Source organism: Paenibacillus sp. sgz302114 (assembly GCF_056120345.1).
In genome coordinates, this window is record NZ_JBVYOI010000001.1 from 271,358 (window position 1) to 289,837 (window position 18,480).

The following is an 18,480-nucleotide window of genomic DNA, read 5'->3' on the forward strand; positions in this document are numbered from 1 at the left end:
TGTGATAGCAGCAAACAAAGAGCAGATGGGGATCATCTATTTCGCATGGCACGGCAAGGCTCAGGAGCAAATGGAAATTAGCGGCAGGCTGAAGGCGGAGTGGAAGCCGTTCGCCGAGCAGGTGCTGCAGAAGCAGAAGCCGGAAGGTCTAAGCGGATTATCGCGACTATGGCTGCGGGACGATCTGTTCGTCTGCATCAAGCTGCCTTATGTAAGGAGGGAACTGATGGAAGAACAGCTGCTCGAGCTAGGCAGTCAGATGAAACAGGATTGGGAGCAGCAGTTTGTTCATGCGGTATTCGGCGGCCATGTGCCTGAGCTTAGTCTTCATGCAGGCGTCTCGATCCTCGACACTGGCATTCGTTCCGAGCAGGAACGGATGTACGAAGGGATCAAACAGGCCATTATTCACGGCCAGTCGACGAGTGCGACAGAACGCGGCCTGAAGCGGCGCACGCTGGATCAGATCTTGCATGGACGCCTCATTCAGCCGGTGTATCAGCCCATCATTTCGCTGCAGTGCGGGACCGGTGCGGCCTATGGCTATGAGGCACTTACGAGGGTGCCGGCGCAGCAGTGGTTTGACGGACCGCTGCCGTTGTTTGATTTTGCCGCGGAAGAAGGTCTTACATACTCCGTTGACCGGCTTGCCCGGGAACGGGCGATCGAATGCAGCACGGGACTATCGAGCGGACAGAAGCTGTTCATTAATATGACGGCGCAGATTATGCAGGACCCGACCTTCACGCCGGGACAGACGCTCTTGCTGCTCGAGCAATACGGGCTGTCGCCGCATCATGTCGTATTCGAAATAACGGAACGGAGCTCGATTGAGGATTTCGCCTCGGCGAAGAAGCTGCTTGAGCATTATCGCAGCCAAGGTTATGAGATCGCGATTGATGATGCGGGAGCGGGTTACTCGTCCTTGCAATCCATCGTTGAACTGAAGCCGGACTACATCAAGATCGACCGATCGCTTATCAGTGGCATCCATCAAGACGAAATGAAAGGCCATCTCGTTCATACCTTCACCGAGCTGGCAGCGCAGATGAACATCTCGCTCGTAGCAGAGGGCATCGAAGAGGAAGAGGAGCTTACGTATGTGAAAGCGCTTGGCGTGCAATATGCGCAGGGCTATCTGCTCGGACGGCCAAGACCGACGATCGGTTAAATGAAGACTTATGAAACAGGCTTTTTCACTTAAACGCATGGCTTGCCTCGCGTCTTTGGTGGGAAAGCTTGTTTGCTTTATGCTATGATAATCAGTAGGAAAAATAAGGTGAGGTGTGCCAAGCTAATGGCTAAATGGATATTGATCGACGGCAACAGTATCATTTATCGGGCATTCTTCGCTCTGCCGCAGCTGACCAATTCGGCAGGGCTGCATACGAATGCCGTATATGGCTTTACAACGATGCTGCTGAAGCTTATTGAAGATGAGAAACCGACGCATATGCTTGTCGCGTTCGATGCCGGGAAGGTTACTTTCAGACATGAAGGCTATGCCGAGTATAAAGGCGGACGGCAGAAGACGCCTCCGGAGCTGTCCGAGCAGTTCCCGGTCTTGAAGGAGCTCTTGAAATCCTTCGGCATTGCCCAGTATGAGCTGCCGGGCTATGAGGCTGACGACATTATCGGAACGCTCAGCCGGATTGCGGATGAAAGCGGCATAGAGACGGTCGTCGTCTCCGGCGATAAAGATATGCTGCAGCTTGCTTCCGACAATGTGACGATTGCGCTCACCCGTAAAGGGATCACTGACGTGGAGCGCTATAATCCCGCTGAAATTAGCGAGCGCTATGGCCTGACGCCGCTGCAGATTATTGACCTGAAAGGGTTAATGGGCGATACGTCCGATAATATTCCAGGTATCCCGGGCGTTGGGGAAAAGACGGCGCTGAAGCTGCTGCACGAGTACGGCAGCGTTGAAGGCGTCATTGCAGGCGTGAATGAGCTGAAGGGCAAGATGAAGGAGAAGGTTGAGGAGCATCAGGAAAGCGCCGTGATGAGCAAGAAGCTTGCGACGATCTACCGTGAAGTGCCGCTTGAACATCAATCGGACGAGCTTGTTTATAGCGGCTATGATGATGCGGCGCTCGGCGATGCGTTCCGCAAGCTGGAATTCAAGTCGCTCATCGAACGTCTTGGCTTGTCTGAAGCAGGCGGCGCTTCGGATGTACCGGCAGCAGAAGTGACGTATGAAGTTGTCTCGTTAAGCGAAATGACATCATCGGCGGCAGTGTCTGAGCTGCTCGCATCATCTGAGAGCATCTATATTGAAGCGATCGGCGACAATCCGCACCAAGCGCGATTGATCGGCATTGCGGCGGCAGCCGGCGACCGTATCTTGACGGTGACGTATGACGAGCTTATGGATACGAATCTGTCGGGGCCGGTTCGCGCTTGGCTCGAGGATGCGGACGCGCCGAAGAAAGGCTACGATCTGCACAAAGCGGAGCTGACCTTGTGGTGGATCGGTATTGAACTGCGCGGAGTGGCACTCGACGCGATGCTTGCTGCGTATTTGCTCGACCCGACCGATACGAGCTTGACGCTTGCTGCGCTAATATCCCGCTATAAGCTTGCGACTATCCAGTCGGATGAGGCGGTATATGGCAAGGGAGCGAAGTTCCAAGTGCCGGGCAGGGATGTGCTTGCCGCGCATTTGGCTGCGAAGGCGGACGCTGTTCGCAGGCTCGTTCCGGTTCTGACGGAAGAGCTGGAGAAGGGCCATATGAGCAAGCTGTGCTACGAGCTTGAGCAGCCGCTTGCGGTTGTGCTGGCAGGCATGGAGAAGCAGGGCATTAAGGTGAACCCAGCTGTGCTTGAGGATCTGGGCGCAGAGCTGGAGCGGAATATTTCACAGTATATGAGCGATATCTACACGCATGCTGGCATGGAGTTCAACATTAACTCGCCTAAACAGCTGGGCGAGGTGTTGTTCGAGAAGCTTGGCCTGCCGTCGTGGAAGAAGACGAAGACCGGCTACTCCACCGATGCGGAAGTATTGGAGAAGCTGGCGCCGTACCATGAGATCGTCGGCTTGATTCTGCACTACCGTCAGCTGGCGAAGCTGCAGTCCACATACGTGGAAGGGCTGCTCAAAGAGATTCGCCGCGATACGGGCAAAGTGCATACGTATTACCGGCAGACGATTGCTGCGACTGGCCGTCTGTCGAGCCAATTCCCGAACCTGCAGAACATACCGATTCGTCTCGAGGAAGGCCGCCGTATCCGTAAAGCGTTCGTGCCGTCGGAGCCGGGCTGGACGATTCTCGCAGCCGACTATTCGCAGATCGAGCTTCGGGTCCTTGCGGAAATCTCGGGCGATGAGAATATGAAGGAAGCGTTCATTACAGATATCGACATTCATACGAAGACGGCGATGGATGTGTTCGGCGTAATGGCTGATCAGGTGGATTCGAACATGCGCCGCCAAGCGAAAGCCGTCAACTTCGGTATCGTCTACGGCATCAGCGATTTCGGTCTCTCGAACAACTTGAACATTACGCGGGATGAGGCGGCAAGGTTCAAGGAGCAATATTTTGCCGCGTTCCAAGGGGTTCGGACCTACATGGACAATATCGTCGTTCAGGCGCGCGAGAACGGCTATGTGACGACGCTCTTGGATCGCCGCCGCTACTTGCCGGATATCCATGCGTCCAACTTCAATATTCGTTCGTTCGCGGAGCGGACGGCGATGAATACGCCGATTCAAGGAACAGCGGCGGATATCATTAAGCTGGCTATGGTGAACATGGACAAGGAAATCCGCGCGCGCGGCCTGCGCAGCCGGATGCTGCTGCAAGTACACGATGAGCTCGTCTTCGAAGTTCCGCAGGAGGAATTGGAACTGATGAAGACACTCGTGCCGCAAGTGATGGCAGGCGCACTGAAGATTAGTGTGCCGCTGCGAGCGGATGTCAGCTACGGCGACAATTGGTATGAAGCAAAATAATTTGCAAAATAATTGGAGAGGCTGCCTCGGCAGCTTCTTTCTTTTTTACAGGAATTAACTTGATAAAACCGGGTATTGCACCTATAATAATGCCACATGTGTAACCGCTTACTTAAGTTCAAGGGGGATTATGAATTGACACAGACAACGATACCTAACGATTATGTGCAGCGGGTATATGCCGGCTGGCTAGGTAAAGTCATTGGCGTGCGCCATGGCGGCAATATTGAGCAATGGTCGTATGACCGGATAGCAAGAACGTTTGGAGAAATTACAGGCTACCTGCATACGTTCAAAAACTTCGCGGCTGACGATGATACGAACGGCCCGATGTTCTTCCTGCGGGCGCTAGAGGATTATACGCATACGAGCGACATTACGGCGGAGCAGATGGGCCTCACTTGGCTTAACTATGCGCCGGACGGTCACAGCTTCTTCTGGTGGGGCGGCTATGGAAAGTCGACGGAGCATACGGCGTACCAGAACTTGAAGAATGGCATTATGGCGCCGCGTTCCGGCTCGATCGAGCAGAATGGCGCAGCCGTCGCCGAGCAGATTGGCGGACAAATCTTCATCGATGTCTGGGGACTCATCAATCCAGGAAATCCGAAGCTCGCTGCCGAGTACGCGGAGAAGATCGCAAGCGTATCCCATGACGGCAACGGCAAATATGGCGGCATGTTTATTGCGGCGTGTATTGCTGCTGCTTTCGTTCATCGCGATATGAGGAGCATTTTGCAAGAGGGCTTGGCGGTTATCCCAGCAGACTGCGAGTTTACGCGCATGACGCGGGCTGTCATGGATTATCATGCCGAGCAGCCGGACAATTGGCGCGATGCTTTCTTCTATGTTAGAGAAAATTTCGGCTATCAATTGTATCCTGGCGAATGCCATATTATCCCGAATGCGGCTGTTATCGTGCTATCGCTTCTCTATGGCGGAGGGGACTTCTCCCGTGCGATTAACATCTGTAACATGTGCGGCTACGATACGGACTGCAACGTTGCGAATGTCGGCACGATCATGGGCGTCATGAACGGACTTGACGGCATTGATGCATCCTGGCGCAAGCCGATTAACGATTTCCTCTGCTGCTCGAGCGTCATCGGAACGCTCAATATGCTCGATATTCCTTGGTGTGCTTCTTATATCGCGAGCTTCGGCTATAAGATTGCGGGCGTCGAACCGCCAGCGGAATGGGCGTCAGTGTTGCATGGTGAAAGCCCGCGTTTCCACTTTGAGTATCCGGGTTCTACGCATGCGTTCCGCACGGATTCGGACCCAAGCGGGGCACACGTAACGAGCTTCGTGGAAAATACGACAGAGGCAGTGGCGAGCGGCAGCCGTGCGCTTAAAGTATTATTCGACCGCGCGACATGCGGCTACGGCTATCGTGCGTATTATAAGACGTATTACCGTCCGGACGACTTCAATGACAGCCGATACGATCCAAGCTTCTCGCCGCAGCTCTATCCCGGACAAACGGTTAGCGCCGAAGTGATGGTACCTGACTTTGTAAGAGCAGGCATTCGGGCGCGCTTGTATGTGCGCGACGGTAATGCTGATGTGCGCCATTACGGTGAAACCGTTGAATTAGTGCGAGGCGAATGGGCAACGCTTACGTTCGAGCTGCCGTTCATGGACAATGTATGCATTGAAGAAGCGGGTATCGAATGGATACCTTCGGAGGGTTGGAACGATAATTTGGTCGCTTATGTCGACCATATGCACTTCTCTGGCACACCGCAATATGCGGTGAACTTCCAGCATGAACGGACAGAGCGCTGGCACGGGCTTCATCTTCCAGTGAGCCAGTTCACGAGTCTTCGCGGACTGTGGGCGCTTGAAGGCGGAGAGCTCTCGGGAAGCTATAGCGGTGAGCCGGCGGAATGCTATACAGGTGATCTGTCGTGGCAGGACTATGTTTACGAAGCGGTCGTGCATCCCATCGCAGGCAGCCATCATAACATCCAATTCCGCGTCCAAGGCGGCATCCGATCTTATGCTGTCGGTCTCGCACCCGGCGATAAGATCAGCTTTTACAAAAATGCGCATGGCTACAAAGAACTCGCTTCCGCAGAGTTCGCTTGGTCGCTGAACACCGATTATACGATCAAAGTGGCTGCGATTCAGAACCTCTTCCTCATCTACATCGACGGGAAGAAGGTGCTCCAGGTGGAAGATACGGATGCCCCGTATTTAAACGGGCAAATCGGCTTCTCGAATATGGCGGGCAGCCATACGCATTACAAGCAATTTGAGGTGCGTGGCCAGTAATAACGTTCGAGCCATAATAGCTCTCGTCGCTTCGTGCGGCGGGGGCTTTTTTGTATAGGCATCCAGCCGAACGCTGCGAGTCCTTATTGCTAGGAGTTTTAGCCGCGCTGAGGTATAATGGTGGTTGAGCTTTTTGGCATGGGAGGGGAAATAGGTAATGCCGGAATTACCTGAGGTTGAAACCGTTCGGCGCACGCTGAACGAGTTGGTTGCAGGCAAAACAATCGAACGGGTTACTGTTTCGCTTCCGCGAATTATACAAAAGCCGCACGAACCGGAAGTTTTCGCTGCTGCGCTCGCGGGCCACACGATTCAATCCGTGGAACGAAGGGGTAAGTTTCTAAGGATAATACTGGATGGCCTTGTGCTCGTGTCGCATCTGCGCATGGAAGGCCGTTATGGTGTATATAAGCAAGATGAAGCAGTTGAACTGCACACGCATGTCAGGTTCCATTTCGTCGACGGCACGGAGCTTCGTTATAAAGACGTGCGCCAGTTCGGAACGATGCATCTGTTCGCGCCTGGAGAGGATTTGACGCTGCCGCCGCTCAATAAGCTCGGCATCGAGCCGCTTGATGAGGCGTTCACGCTGCAAGCGTTCAAGAAAGAAGTCGCGCATCGCACGACGAAGATTAAGCCGCTGCTCTTGAATCAAGAATATGTTGTCGGGCTTGGCAACATTTACGTCGATGAAGCGCTGTTCACATCAGGCATTCACCCGGAGCGGACGGCAAATTCGCTGAAGGCTGCGGAATGGAGCCGTCTGTATGAGGCAATCCGGGCAACGCTTAGCCGCGCAGTCGATGCAGGCGGTTCCTCGATCAAATCCTACGTGAACGGGCAAGGGGAAATGGGCATGTTCCAGCATGAGCTGCTCATCTATGGACGCGAGAAGGAAGCGTGCCGCAGCTGCGGCGGTCCAATCACGAAGACGGTTGTCGGCGGTCGAGGCACGCATATTTGTTTGCGCTGTCAGCCTTTGCCAAAGCTAAGAACGAGAGCGAAGCAAGCGGGTCAAAACGCCAAATAAGGCACGACTTGAGGCGGCGCGCATATGATGTACCATTCATGTTCTAGGCGAATGCACAGAAACCTGTGCGTCACGTCATCATGGGAGGGACATCAAAGTGCTTGTACATGCCGCATCATTGCTGCTGCTCGCTTTTGCCGTAAGCTTGGATGGATTTGGCGTTGGAGTTACGTATGGCTTGAGACGCATTCGGATTCCGCTCTTCTCGATTGTCATTATCGCGTTCTGCTCAGGTCTAGTCGTCTGGCTGTCTATGCAAATCGGTTCGATCTTAACAGGTTATATGTCGCCGGTTATAGCAAAATGGATCGGTGCGCTTCTGCTGATGTGTATCGGCGTCTGGGCACTCATTCAATATTGGCAGCGCCGAAAGTCCGGAGAGAATGGCGCGAATGAGGATGCTGCTGATCAGGCAGCGTCGCAAGTGAGCGGCATCGCCGTCACCGAGGTGGAGCCCGCGGCAGGCGAGCTTGCTGCATCGGCTATTGTCAATCTCGAGCTCAAGCGGCTCGGTATCGTCATTCAGATTCTGCGTACACCGCAAGTGGCTGACGTGGACCGTTCCGGGACGATCTCGGCTTCGGAAGCGATTCTGCTTGGCTTCGCTCTGTCGCTCGACAGCTTCGGCGCGGGGCTTGGCGCTGCGATGGTTGGGTTCAACCCGCTGCTGACTGCTTTCGTCATCTGTACCGCCAGCGCCGTATTTTTGCTTGCCGGCATGAGGCTTGGATTCCGCTTCGCCGGATGGCGCGGCATGCAGGCGTTATCGGTATTGCCTGGCATTATGCTTATTGTGATGGGCTTTTTGAGGCTTATGTAGAATAGAATGGTATTGTAAGTGAAACAAGCAAGCAAGTGTGTAGGCTTATTCCAATATGAGGTGAATGGATTGAAACTCGGATTAACAGGCGGCATCGCTTGTGGCAAAAGCACAGTCAGCGCGATGCTTCTCGCGCGCGGCGCCAAGCTTGTTGATGCAGACCAGGTCGCTCGGGAAGTAGTGCTTCCCGGCGAGCCTGCGCTATTAGCAATAGCTTCTGAATTCGGACAAGCTGTCTTGAATGCAGACGGCACAATGAACCGTGCGGAGGTCGGCAAGCTGGTGTTTGGCAACCCGGAACGGCTCAGCAAGCTGGAGTCGATTCTGCATCCTGCAATTCGGAAGAGAATGTGGGACAGAATAGAGGCATATGAATTGGAAGATCCGAGTCAGCTGATCGTCGCTGACATTCCTTTATTGTTTGAAACGGGACAAGATGGGGCGTACGATGCGGTGATGGTCGTCTACGTGCCGCAGCGCATTCAGCTTGAAAGGCTGATGCAGCGGAATCAGCTTACAGAGGAGCAGGCTTCGCAGCGAATTGCGCTGCAGCTGGATATTGAAGAGAAGAAGCGCCGGGCTACATACGTCATCGACAACAGCGGATCGCTGGCAGAGACTTCGCTGCAGGTTGAACGATTTTGGCGTGAGCAGGGACTGCCATGAACAAGATAAAACGAACGAACAAAATTCGTCGCAGAGTGGTCCTCATCCTCGTCATTGCACTTCTAGCTTTATTATTCGTACGCTCGGAATGGATGAGCCATTGGATGTACCCGGTGAAATACCGCACGGATATAGTCGTTAGCGCGACCAATTACAAGCTCGAACCGCATCTCGTCGCAGCCATTATCCGCGTTGAGACGAACTATAAGCCAGGCGTCGTTTCCAAAAAAGGCGCGATCGGCGTCATGCAGCTTATGCCGGATACGGCCAAATGGATTATCGAGCGCGGCGGGTTCACGAATGTCACGCTAGAAGCGATTTCGAACCAGCCGGATATCGGAATTGAGATGGGCTCGTGGTACTTGAGTGCGCTGTATAATCAGTTTGATGGCAATATGTATACGGCAATTGCTGCTTATAATGCCGGACCCGGCACGGTGAACCGCTGGCTAAAAGCCGGAACCTGGGACGGGAAGCTGGAGACGGTAGATCAGGTGCCATACGGCGAAACAAGGCACTATGTACAGCGAGTCATTTATTATTATAATAAGTACAAGGACCTATATCCGGATTTGCTCGTCGAGTAATATCGTAGGTTTCGGTATAATGAAAAAACTTTGGCCGGCTGCCTACCGGCAGCCAGCCAAAGCCTGTTGATTAAGCCATCAGATTATCGACCTGCTAGAGATTGCTCTGCAATTTGCACCAGTTTGCGGGTAATGCTACCACCGATGGAACCGGCATCTTTTGTTGTGATGTTGCCGTAGTATCCATCTTGCGGAAGAGAAATACCCAGCTCTTGTGCGACCTCATATTTCATTTGGTCTAGTGCAGCGCTAGCTTGTGGTACAACTAGTTGGTTGCTGTTTCCGTTAGCCACTGTCGTTCACCTCCTCGCGGTTGGTAACTGTATTATGTGCGGTATGCTTTTTTTAATAACAGGTAACGGTTGGTAAACGATTGCTGAAGAGATTTGGCGTTCACTTTGACATGAAGACGGAGGATATAACCGATGAAATGCCCGTATTGCGACTATGCTGGGACAAAAGTGCTTGATTCCAGACCCGCTAACGAAAATAAATCGATTCGCCGCCGCCGTGAGTGCGAGAAATGCACGAGGCGGTTCACGACGTTCGAAATGGTGGAGGAAACTCCCCTGATCGTCATTAAGAAAGACGGCAGCCGTGAAGAGTTCAGCCGCGATAAGATTTTGCGCGGACTTATTCGGGCTTGCGAGAAGCGTCCGGTCTCAGTCGATCAGCTTGAAATCATTGTGTCTGAAGCGGAGAAAGAATTGCGTACGACGGCGCTTGCCGAAGTGGAGAGCCGCGAAATCGGTGAGCTCGTCATGTCACAGCTGTATCCAGTCGATGAAGTCGCATACGTCAGATTCGCCTCCGTCTATCGCCAATTCAAAGACATCGACATGTTCATGAAAGAGCTGAGCAATTTGCTTTCGAAGAACCCGATGGAATAGTGATAATGATGTAATGATGGACAGTCAGCCATAGTCACGTTAAAGCCTGGACCCTTGATGGTTCGGGCTTTTTTTTGTTGATGGGACGAAAAATGTTCGGAGATGGTTTGTTTTTGTTTGGACTTGTCCGTAGCCCGTATCTGAGCGTGGATAAGCATGCTATAGTGGGGTGAATATTAGGAGAGAGGTTGTCTGAGCCAGATGAAAATTACGCGTTGCGAATCGAACCCGATTGTTACTCCCGGCCTCTATGATTGGCGTAAAGCTACGGTATTCAACCCGGCCGTCATCATTGAAGGCGATAAATTTTATATGATTGAACGCACGGCAGGCAGTCTTGATCCGTTCCAATGTTTCTTCGGCTTGCTTGAGAGCGAGGATGGTGTGCATTTCAAGCATGTGCTGGATAAGCCGGTTATTCATCCGGAGCAGTTCGGCTTTCCTTATGGCAGCATTCAAGATCCGCGTCTTGTGAAATTCGACGATACGTACTATTTGAATTATGCGCTGCGTCCTTGTTCGATGAGTTACTGCCCAACAGGCATCGGCATTCCGAACAATTCGCGTCCGTCATTTCCGGATGGCTGGGGCGAGGAGGAGGTTCACTGGCGGACGCGTTCGTCTATTGCAACGTCGAAGGATTTAATCAATTGGGAGTTCCTTTGCGATACGACCCCGCTTGATATCAATGACCGCGACAATATTTTGTTCCCTGAGAAGATTGGTGGCAAATATGCGCTGCTCCGCCGTCCGGAGGAGTTTATCGGAGAGGCTTACGGCACGGAGAAGCCGGCGATGTGGATCTCGTACTCCGAGGACTTAATCACTTGGGAAGATCCGATTCTGTTTGCCACGGTGGAGCAGGAGTGGGAATTCAAGAAAATCGGCGGATCGACTCCTCCCATCAAGACCGACAAAGGCTGGCTCGTGCTATATCACGGCGTAGGTCCAGACCATGTTTATCGCGTCGGCGCGATGCTGCTCGATCTGGAGCAGCCGGAGAAAGTAGTCGCTCGCGCACCGGGCTTCGTGATGGAGCCGGAGACGTATTACGAGAAGTTCGGGTTGTTCATCCCGAACGTCGTATTCCCGACAGCGAACGTCGTAAAGGACGGCTTGCTGTACATCTACTACGGCGCGACAGACACCGCGATCTGCCTCGCGACCGTGCCGCTGGATGAGCTGGTGGAGTATGTGATTGCGGAGAGCGAGAAGCGATAGCTGGATGGAGAAACGCACCTGGTTTGCAGGTGCGTTTTTTGCTGTTGGTGCTTGTACGTCTCAGCTCGTTCCGTGCATGTTGTAACAGCTCTCCCTGCCTCGGTTCGGTTCGCATCTGCTCTTCTAAGGAACCGTACAGCTGCTATTTAACGAAATTTCCACTTTACTATGAGCTAAGGAACTTCAGTAACCTTATTTGGTCGTGTAACGCAGAATTTCACTTCAAAGTGCGCCAATAGTGTGTGTGGAGTTCCTTAGGTGTCTGAAACCGCCAATTTCGCTCCTATAGTGCCGCTGGAGTTCCTTAGAGTTAGAGCTCGGCCTCACAACCGCTCCGAAACAACTTGTACGCATTCCCGCAACTATGTACGTATCACAAACGTTCGGTATCGCTCCTTACCGCTTGCTACAACTAGAAGTTGCCGTTCGACTAGCTTATGAAGGATACGGTGCGTATGTTGTTTGGATATGCGCAGATGAGAGGAGAGCTCTGACTGTACAAAAGGCCGCAGCAACCGCCGAGCGAACCGCAACGTTTCCGCTTCCAGCCACTAGGTGCCATGGCCAAGCCCTTTTTCCAGTAGTTCTCTTCTTCGTTGGTTAGGTTCTTTCATAATTTGCAGGTGCAGCCAAGCATCGTAATCATTTTTGAACGGAGGCATAACGCGAATCATTCCTTTCCTCATTAGGACGCATCAACGCAAAAAGCCGCCTTGCGTACTATGGCACCTGATTAGGTGCGCCAGTAACAAAGCGGCGTGTGCTTCACGACCTGTTTTTTAGCCAGTATAGTGGATGTTGGTACATTTGGCAATGTACACTGACGGTCTACTACCGATCCGAGCTAATCGCTCTCCCCGGATAAAACATATTCTCAGGCTGAGCTTCATTTTCCTTTGCGGTGATAGAGGCAGCAATGAGCTTGTACACGGCCGTTTTGCTTCCCATCGAGGACACATATCTCTCTAAGTGGCTTTGCGGCAGCGGCTTGTCGTAGTAGCCAGGCACGTACTTGTTCAGCATCCCTTGCATCGCTGCAGTTGCTTCGACGATATCGGTTACTTTGACGATCGTGCCATCAACAATGGCGCTCATGTAGGCGGTATCCGTATGGGCGGGGATTGGCGATGTGATTGTCCCGTACTCCTCGCTGACGATGAAGCAGGCACGCGGATTTCGGTCGATCATCGTGATTTTGCGGCCTTCTGCTGCGCCATGGAAGTAGACGGCACCGTCCTGCCAGTAATAATTCAGCGGTACGACATAAGGGATATCATCTGTGGTTAGGCCTAGAAATCCAATTTGGGCTTGCTTGAGAAAATGTTGGATGCGGTCTTGGTCGGTGCATGCGCGTTTAGCCAATCGTATTGGAAACATGGATATCTCTCCTTCTATTGCTGATGGTGTCTGTCTTTGTTATAGTCATTTTAGATGGAAATTGACCCTATCTAAAGTGACAGTTATATATAAAATGATGGGTACAGATGGTGAATGGATATGATTAGCTTAACACCAAAACTTGAAAAAGAGAGCGAAAGTCCGCTATACGACCAGCTCTATCGGTATATCCGGAAACAAATCGAGGATGGCGTGCTAGTAGTAAATGACCGGTTGCCGTCGATTCGCCAATTGTCCGCACACTTAATGGTCAGCAAAAACACAGTAGAGGCGGCCTATCAGCAGCTGCTATCAGAAGGTTATCTTCAGAGCCGCCAGAGGAGCGGGATATTCGTGCTGCCATTGGAGCAGCAGCCTGAAGTGGAAGGGAAACCTGTTGCAAATGTAAGGCAGATGAGAGAACAAGCTTTGCAGGAGACAGGTGAGCAGAGGCGAGCTGGGACGATAGATTTTGAGTATGGGGATGTGGAATTGGAGCTTTTTCCGGTGAAGGTATGGAAGAAGTGTTTGGCGGAAGCGATGGATGACCGATTGCACGAGGTCGTTGGCTACGGGGATCGGCAAGGTCACTCGGGGTTGCGAGAGGAGATTGCGAGGTATCTGTTCCAGTCACGCGGAGTTTCGTGCTCGGCGAATCAGATCTTCTTGAGCGCTGGAACTGCGCAGGCGATCAGCTTGCTGTGCCAGCTGCTACCGCTGACGCAGCGGATTGCGATGGAGGAGCCCGGGTATAACGGGGTTAGAGCCGTGTTCGCGAACCACCTCAGAGAGGTCGTTCCAATTCCGCTGGAGGAGGATGGTCTGTCGATTGAAGCGCTTCGGGGTAGCGGGGCAAATGTGGTCTATGTGACGCCTTCGCATCAGTTCCCGATTGGCATTGTAATGCCGGTTCAGAAGCGGGGAAAGCTGCTGCAGTGGGCTTATGAGCAGGACGGATTCATTTTGGAAGACGACTATGACAGCGAGTTTCGCTATCAGGGGCAGCCGATCCCGGCGCTCAAGGCGCTTGACCGTTCCGATCGCGTCATCTACTTGGGCACATTCTCGAAGTCTTTTTTGCCTGGGGCGAGACTAAGTTATGTTGTGCTGCCAGAATCGCTCGCGGATACGTATAGGGAGGGGCTGCAAAATTACAGCCAGTCCGTATCGACGCTCGTCCAGACAGCGATGTATCTGTTTATGAGAGACGGCGGTTTCGAACGGCATGTCCGCAAGATGCGCAAGCTCTATCAGACGCGACACCGCGCATTGCTTCGGGTGATCCAGGATCAGCTCGGGAGCCAAGTCGGCATTATTGGGCAGAAGTCCGGGATGCATCTGCTGCTTGATGTATTCGGACGCGACTGCGAGGAGCTAATCTCTCTGGCAGCTCAGCGAGGCGTGCAGGTGTACTCGCCGATGAAGCACTGGACGAATCCGGCGGAATGCCCGAGATCGTATGTCATGCTTGGTTTTGCTGGCTTGCAGGAGGAGCAGATTCGTGAAGGAGTGTCACGGCTTCGGCAGGCATGGCTCGAGTGAATGTAGCGGGGATAGGGGCGTGATTCTGTGAAAATATTGCTTGTTCAGCCTGTGCGCCGCGTGCTATAATTCCCCTTGTGACACGCTATATTCACGGGGCCATAGCTCAGCTGGGAGAGCGCTTGCATGGCATGCAAGAGGTCAGGGGTTCGATCCCCCTTGGCTCCACCAAATAATACACTCAACGCAACCCATAGTTATGGTTGCGTTTTTTTATTTGGTGGAACGCCAAGGGGGAGATGAACCCCTATAGGTTCGCCCGCGCGGACGGAGTCGTAGACGGAGGAGCACGGCGTCTGAATCTACCGCTAAACAATAATTAAAGATTCGGACATCCCATAATGGATAGACGAGCCTATGCGAGTCGATCGATCCCCCTTGAGGCAGTAGCTAAGTTGATAGGGCGTAGTAGCCTTCTTTTTGAGCTTGCTGTCTTACTTTATCAGGCATTTTTTAATTTCATCTCTTGATAGAGAATCTCTGTACCGCGTGTATATTGTTCACCATAAATATAAATTTGTTTTTCGTAGCTCTCAATGACAGTCCAGGCTCTCATCGTTCACTTCCGCAATATCACTGCTTGCATGGCATAAAAAAAAGCACTACAACCCTTGAGGTTGTAGTGCTTCTTCTTTTGAACGGATCAGCCTTTAACGCCGCCAGCAGTTAACCCTTCAATAATCTGCTTCTGCAGGACGGCATAGATAACCATGACCGGAAGGATGCTGTATACAATGCCAGCCGACATTTGGGCGTAATTCGTATTATAGATATCGCGGAAGCCAACCATTCCGACAGGCAGCGTTCGTAATTCATCCGTGGAGATGAAGAAGTTCGCAAGAAGAAACTCGTTCCAGTTGCCAATGAAGTTAATGATAAATACAGTTACCAAGGCCGGAATTGTAATAGGCATGATGATTTTGACGAATATTCCCTTTGGACGCAGACCGTCCATCACGGAGGCTTCTTCGATTTCACTCGGAATCGATCGCATAAACGCAGACAGAATAATCACTGTAAATGGAAGAGCCCAGGCGGTGTAAGGTAGGATGAGCGCCATATGGGTTCCTAAGATGGGGTGACCGAATACCTCCATATCATTCAACATTTTGAAGATAGGCAGCAGTAAGGCATTACCCGGAATGAGCATGCCAATCAGGATGAATTGGTATACGCCTTTGCTTATCTTCAAGTAGCGCATCCGCGTAATCGCGAATGCCCCCATGGCCGCGAAGATAATCGAAGCGATCGAGCATAGCGTTGCGATGTACAAGCTATTAAAAAAGTAAACACTGATTTTCGCATTCACCCAAGCTTCATAATAATTCTCAAAATGAAACGTAGAAGGGAAACCGAATGGATTACTAGCAATCGCTTGATTATCCGACTTGATCGACGAGAATAGGACGAACAGGAATGGGTAGAGGGTCAAGATGAGATAGCTGATTAAAATAATATGGGGAATACTTTTTTTCAAGGAGTTGAGCGACGTCGTCATTAGTATTCCACCCTTTCGACTCTTCTCGCAAATAGAACTTGGTACAAGGCTGTAAGAATGAGGGAGAACAAGAAGATGAGCACCCCAATGGAGTTGCCATACCCGTATTTCGCATTCGTAATCCCGTATTTAATTAAATAGGTTGCCATAACATCCGTAACCCCACCTGGGCCGCCGTCTGTCATTACGATAATAATATCGGCCGCTTTCATTGCACCTGCGATGGAAAGCATGATCACAACGGAGATGACGGGCATGATGAGCGGCACCGTAATCCGAGTTGCACGAGTGAAAGAGCTAGCACCATCAACAATCGCAGCTTCATCGATTTCTCTAGGAATGGCCAAGATGGCAGCAAGAACCATAACGATGTAGAAACCCGTCCACTGCCATGCATTGGTGATCAAGATCGAGAACATCGCCCAATGGGTATCGGACAACCACATGACAGGGTGTAATCCAATTCTGGTCAGAACGATATTGAACAAGCCGATATCCGGTTCGTAGATGAAGCTCCACAAGATGCCGATGACCGCAGTTGACATGACGGAGGGGACGAAAACAGCTGTTTTATATAATCCCTTAAGTTTTTTTACGTTGCTAATTAAGAGCGAGAAGAAGATAATGATGGGCACTTGCACGAACACCGAGAACAGAATGAATTTGCCGTTATTGAGAACGGAATCCCAAAATAGACTGTCATGAAACGCATGCTTAAAGTTGGTCAAACCATTAAACTTAGGTTCCGTAAGACCGTTCCATTTCATAAAGCCTGTGGTGAAGGCAGAGATCATCGGATAAATGAAAAACATGATATAGAGCACAAGGAGAGGGAGCAGAAACAGTATATACGTCCATGGATTTCTTAATGTTTTGTTCATCATTTCCTCCGCGATATTCTGACGTTTGCTGCAAAATTCGGTTTTATAAAAAAGTACCACCCACTCTGAGGAGGGTGGTACTTTTCTCACCTATCCTAGCTTAAAAATCGTCGTCGTTGTTTACTGAGTTCTGAACTTTTTGAACGCCGTCGAGCATAGCCTTAGGTGTAATTTTACCGCCAATTAGTTTTTGGATGCCTTCACTAATCGCCGTATTTACGTCAGGTTGAACGAGTGAATCGAATGCTGGGAAAGCGCCTGCCGATCTGTTACCTACTGCAATGATCTCTTTTACAAGACCGGAAGCTTTAGCGTTAGCCAGTTTGGAGCTGTTTACTTTCATGGAAGGCAAGACGCCGTCTGCTTCAAGTCCGCGAATTTGCATTTCGTCATTGTACATGTTCTTGATGAACGATTTAACGAATGCTAATTGCTTTTTGTCGTTTTTAACTTTTGCGGAGAAACCGTAACCGTTGGAGAAGCCGCCGTTTACATAGGTTTGGTTGCCTTTGCCACCAGCTACCGACGGCATTGGGAAGTAACCAACTTTGTTCGTTAGGCTACCTGCTTGTTTAGGATCCGCGAATACGCTGGAAGCCCATGATCCGTCATACATCATAATAGCTTCGCCACGAATGAGCTGGTTGCGCTGTTCGGCATAATCCAAGCCGAGCTCGCCTTGTTTAAAGTAGCCCTTTTTCACCCAGCTTTGGTATTTCGTAAACGCTGCTACCATTGGAGCGCTGTTCCATTTTGTTTTACCAGATACGAATCCGTTCGTAATATCCGGACCTGCATAACGGGACCACAATGTATTAGCTGTCATGAGCGGCACCCATGCGGCTTTGGAAGCTTGGGCAAAAGGTGTTTTTCCGTCTCTTTTAATGGTGTCTGCTATTTTCTCAAGATCGCTTAATGTTGTCGGAGCTTTCAGACCGTGAGCTTTAAAGTAATCTTTATTGTAGAAATAACCTTCTTGGTAGCCACCGATAGGCAAACCGTATATTTTCCCGTTCACTTTGAACTCGTCCAAAGATATAAACTTGTTCGATAAACCAAGCTCTTTCAGAATCGGTGTCAGATCGAGCAGCCTATTTGCTTCAACATACAGCTGCGTGTCGGATCCGCCGAACAGATCGAATATCGCAGGAGCTTTGTTAACGACCATCTCTGAACGTAATTTCTCCTTGCGGTTTACGTCCGAATCGACGCCATCCAGTTTGTACTTTACACCTGGAACTTCTTTTGAAACCCGGCTCAATACATCTTTTAGGATATTGAAGCGTTGTTGTTTCGCCTCGCCCAATTGCGTATGTCTTATCACAATGGTATCGGTTTTTGATGCTGCGCCAGCCGTACTTAAGACAGTTGAAGCTGCAAGTACCAAGCTAATTGATGAGACTAGAAGACGTTTCTTCATACGATGGAACCTCCCAATATGGTATATGTATCTATTTCAGAATAGAATTATCGGAATATTTTGAATAGGGATAAATTTCAATTATTCGAGGATAAATTTGTATAACTTAAGTCGCAGTTTGTTGATTCGCTGTTCCTAGGTTCGCCTATGGATCGCTAGCCGCGCCTCGAAATCTAACGGTTGTGACAGCGCCAAATTAGCTCAAAATGCCCAATTTTATCCCCTAACGGTTGCTATGAATCTTATTTGATGCATCCCCTCGCAGGCTGCTTTTTTTCTTTTAGATGATATAATCAAACTCGACAACAGCGGA

At 51.0% G+C, this 18,480-nt stretch carries 16 protein-coding genes, 1 tRNA gene and 1 pseudogene; 11 read left to right on the forward strand and 7 right to left on the reverse strand.

From position 1 onward, the window contains the following. Position 1 precedes the first annotated feature (1 nt). The 7 genes from AC0LWF_RS01180 to AC0LWF_RS01210 all read left to right on the forward strand — a co-directional run bounded on the left by AC0LWF_RS01180 (position 2) and on the right by AC0LWF_RS01210 (position 9,338). On the forward strand, positions 2–1,171 hold the full coding sequence (locus AC0LWF_RS01180; protein WP_474649751.1) for an EAL domain-containing protein: 1,170 nt from the start codon (positions 2–4) through the stop codon (positions 1,169–1,171). 126 nt (positions 1,172–1,297) lie between these two features. Continuing rightward, on the forward strand, positions 1,298–3,958 hold the full coding sequence (gene polA, locus AC0LWF_RS01185) for a DNA polymerase I (protein ID WP_474649752.1): 2,661 nt from the start codon (positions 1,298–1,300) through the stop codon (positions 3,956–3,958). Between the two features lie 135 nt (positions 3,959–4,093). Next, positions 4,094–6,235, forward strand: coding sequence for an ADP-ribosylglycohydrolase family protein (locus AC0LWF_RS01190; protein WP_474649753.1), 2,142 nt, complete (start codon positions 4,094–4,096; stop codon positions 6,233–6,235). Positions 6,236–6,392: 157 nt separating this feature from the next. Next, a complete protein-coding gene (gene mutM, locus AC0LWF_RS01195) occupies positions 6,393–7,265 on the forward strand; it encodes a DNA-formamidopyrimidine glycosylase (protein ID WP_474649754.1) in 873 nt (290 codons plus the stop codon). A gap of 97 nt (positions 7,266–7,362) precedes the next feature. Then, positions 7,363–8,085: an MntP/YtaF family protein gene (locus AC0LWF_RS01200; protein WP_474649755.1), complete on the forward strand. Its 723-nt coding sequence runs from the start codon at positions 7,363–7,365 to the stop codon at positions 8,083–8,085. 69 nt (positions 8,086–8,154) lie between these two features. Then, positions 8,155–8,751 (forward strand): dephospho-CoA kinase, encoded by a 597-nt coding sequence (gene coaE / locus AC0LWF_RS01205; RefSeq protein WP_474649756.1) that lies wholly within the window; start codon positions 8,155–8,157, stop codon positions 8,749–8,751. Further along, the gene (locus tag AC0LWF_RS01210; RefSeq protein ID WP_474649757.1) at positions 8,748–9,338 is read left to right on the forward strand and encodes a lytic transglycosylase domain-containing protein; all 591 of its coding nucleotides are present in this window, start codon (positions 8,748–8,750) and stop codon (positions 9,336–9,338) included. Before coaE ends, AC0LWF_RS01210 begins: the two co-directional genes overlap by 4 nt. An 83-nt stretch (positions 9,339–9,421) precedes the next feature. On the opposite strand, the gene AC0LWF_RS01215 is transcribed toward AC0LWF_RS01210, so the two are convergent. Continuing rightward, positions 9,422–9,631, reverse strand: a complete 210-nt coding sequence (locus AC0LWF_RS01215; protein WP_090572721.1) for an alpha/beta-type small acid-soluble spore protein — start codon at positions 9,629–9,631, stop codon at positions 9,422–9,424. 132 nt (positions 9,632–9,763) lie between these two features. On the opposite strand from AC0LWF_RS01215, the gene nrdR reads away from it, so the two are divergent. Continuing rightward, complete coding sequence (gene nrdR / locus AC0LWF_RS01220) at positions 9,764–10,228, forward strand: transcriptional regulator NrdR (RefSeq protein ID WP_474649758.1); 465 nt, start codon at positions 9,764–9,766, stop codon at positions 10,226–10,228. A gap of 201 nt (positions 10,229–10,429) precedes the next feature. Beyond that, complete coding sequence (locus AC0LWF_RS01225; protein WP_474649759.1) at positions 10,430–11,449, forward strand: glycoside hydrolase family 130 protein; 1,020 nt, start codon at positions 10,430–10,432, stop codon at positions 11,447–11,449. 551 nt (positions 11,450–12,000) lie between these two features. On the opposite strand, the gene AC0LWF_RS01230 is transcribed toward AC0LWF_RS01225, so the two are convergent. Together AC0LWF_RS01230 and AC0LWF_RS01235 are read right to left on the reverse strand one after the other, a co-directional pair. Further along, complete coding sequence (locus AC0LWF_RS01230) at positions 12,001–12,123, reverse strand: hypothetical protein (RefSeq protein ID WP_474649760.1); 123 nt, start codon at positions 12,121–12,123, stop codon at positions 12,001–12,003. A gap of 157 nt (positions 12,124–12,280) precedes the next feature. Continuing rightward, complete coding sequence (locus tag AC0LWF_RS01235; RefSeq protein WP_474649761.1) at positions 12,281–12,826, reverse strand: pyridoxamine 5'-phosphate oxidase family protein; 546 nt, start codon at positions 12,824–12,826, stop codon at positions 12,281–12,283. A 120-nt stretch (positions 12,827–12,946) separates the two neighbouring features. Between AC0LWF_RS01235 and pdxR the strand changes: the two genes are divergently transcribed. Next, complete coding sequence (gene pdxR / locus AC0LWF_RS01240; protein ID WP_474649762.1) at positions 12,947–14,368, forward strand: MocR-like pyridoxine biosynthesis transcription factor PdxR; 1,422 nt, start codon at positions 12,947–12,949, stop codon at positions 14,366–14,368. Between the two features lie 95 nt (positions 14,369–14,463). Next, positions 14,464–14,539: transfer RNA gene (locus AC0LWF_RS01245), tRNA-Ala, on the forward strand. A gap of 222 nt (positions 14,540–14,761) precedes the next feature. Here AC0LWF_RS01245 and AC0LWF_RS01250 read toward each other — a convergent pair. The 4 genes and pseudogenes from AC0LWF_RS01250 to AC0LWF_RS01265 all read right to left on the reverse strand — a co-directional run. Further along, positions 14,762–14,903: pseudogene (locus tag AC0LWF_RS01250) on the reverse strand (ABC transporter substrate-binding protein); the annotation flags it as partial. Positions 14,904–15,011: 108 nt separating this feature from the next. Beyond that, positions 15,012–15,866 (reverse strand): carbohydrate ABC transporter permease, encoded by an 855-nt coding sequence (locus AC0LWF_RS01255; protein ID WP_474649763.1) that lies wholly within the window; start codon positions 15,864–15,866, stop codon positions 15,012–15,014. Beyond that, entirely contained in the window at positions 15,866–16,747 is an 882-nt protein-coding gene (locus AC0LWF_RS01260; RefSeq protein WP_474649764.1) for a carbohydrate ABC transporter permease, read from the reverse strand. Before AC0LWF_RS01260 ends, AC0LWF_RS01255 begins: the two co-directional genes overlap by 1 nt. A gap of 100 nt (positions 16,748–16,847) precedes the next feature. After that, positions 16,848–18,167: an extracellular solute-binding protein gene (locus tag AC0LWF_RS01265; RefSeq protein WP_474649765.1), complete on the reverse strand. Its 1,320-nt coding sequence runs from the start codon at positions 18,165–18,167 to the stop codon at positions 16,848–16,850. Between the last annotated feature and the right edge of the window lie 313 nt (positions 18,168–18,480).

Coding starts and splice junctions, on each gene's coding strand:
- polA (WP_474649752.1), top strand. CDS start 1,298: ATGGCTAAATGGATATTGATCGACGGCAACAGTATCATTTATCGGGCA.
- mutM (WP_474649754.1), top strand. CDS start 6,393: ATGCCGGAATTACCTGAGGTTGAAACCGTTCGGCGCACGCTGAACGAG.
- AC0LWF_RS01210 (WP_474649757.1), top strand. CDS start 8,748: ATGAACAAGATAAAACGAACGAACAAAATTCGTCGCAGAGTGGTCCTC.
- nrdR (WP_474649758.1), top strand. CDS start 9,764: ATGAAATGCCCGTATTGCGACTATGCTGGGACAAAAGTGCTTGATTCC.
- AC0LWF_RS01225 (WP_474649759.1), top strand. CDS start 10,430: ATGAAAATTACGCGTTGCGAATCGAACCCGATTGTTACTCCCGGCCTC.
- AC0LWF_RS01230 (WP_474649760.1), bottom strand. CDS start 12,123: ATGATTCGCGTTATGCCTCCGTTCAAAAATGATTACGATGCTTGGCTG.
- AC0LWF_RS01235 (WP_474649761.1), bottom strand. CDS start 12,826: ATGTTTCCAATACGATTGGCTAAACGCGCATGCACCGACCAAGACCGC.
- pdxR (WP_474649762.1), top strand. CDS start 12,947: ATGATTAGCTTAACACCAAAACTTGAAAAAGAGAGCGAAAGTCCGCTA.
- AC0LWF_RS01255 (WP_474649763.1), bottom strand. CDS start 15,866: ATGACGACGTCGCTCAACTCCTTGAAAAAAAGTATTCCCCATATTATT.
- AC0LWF_RS01260 (WP_474649764.1), bottom strand. CDS start 16,747: ATGAACAAAACATTAAGAAATCCATGGACGTATATACTGTTTCTGCTC.
- AC0LWF_RS01265 (WP_474649765.1), bottom strand. CDS start 18,167: ATGAAGAAACGTCTTCTAGTCTCATCAATTAGCTTGGTACTTGCAGCT.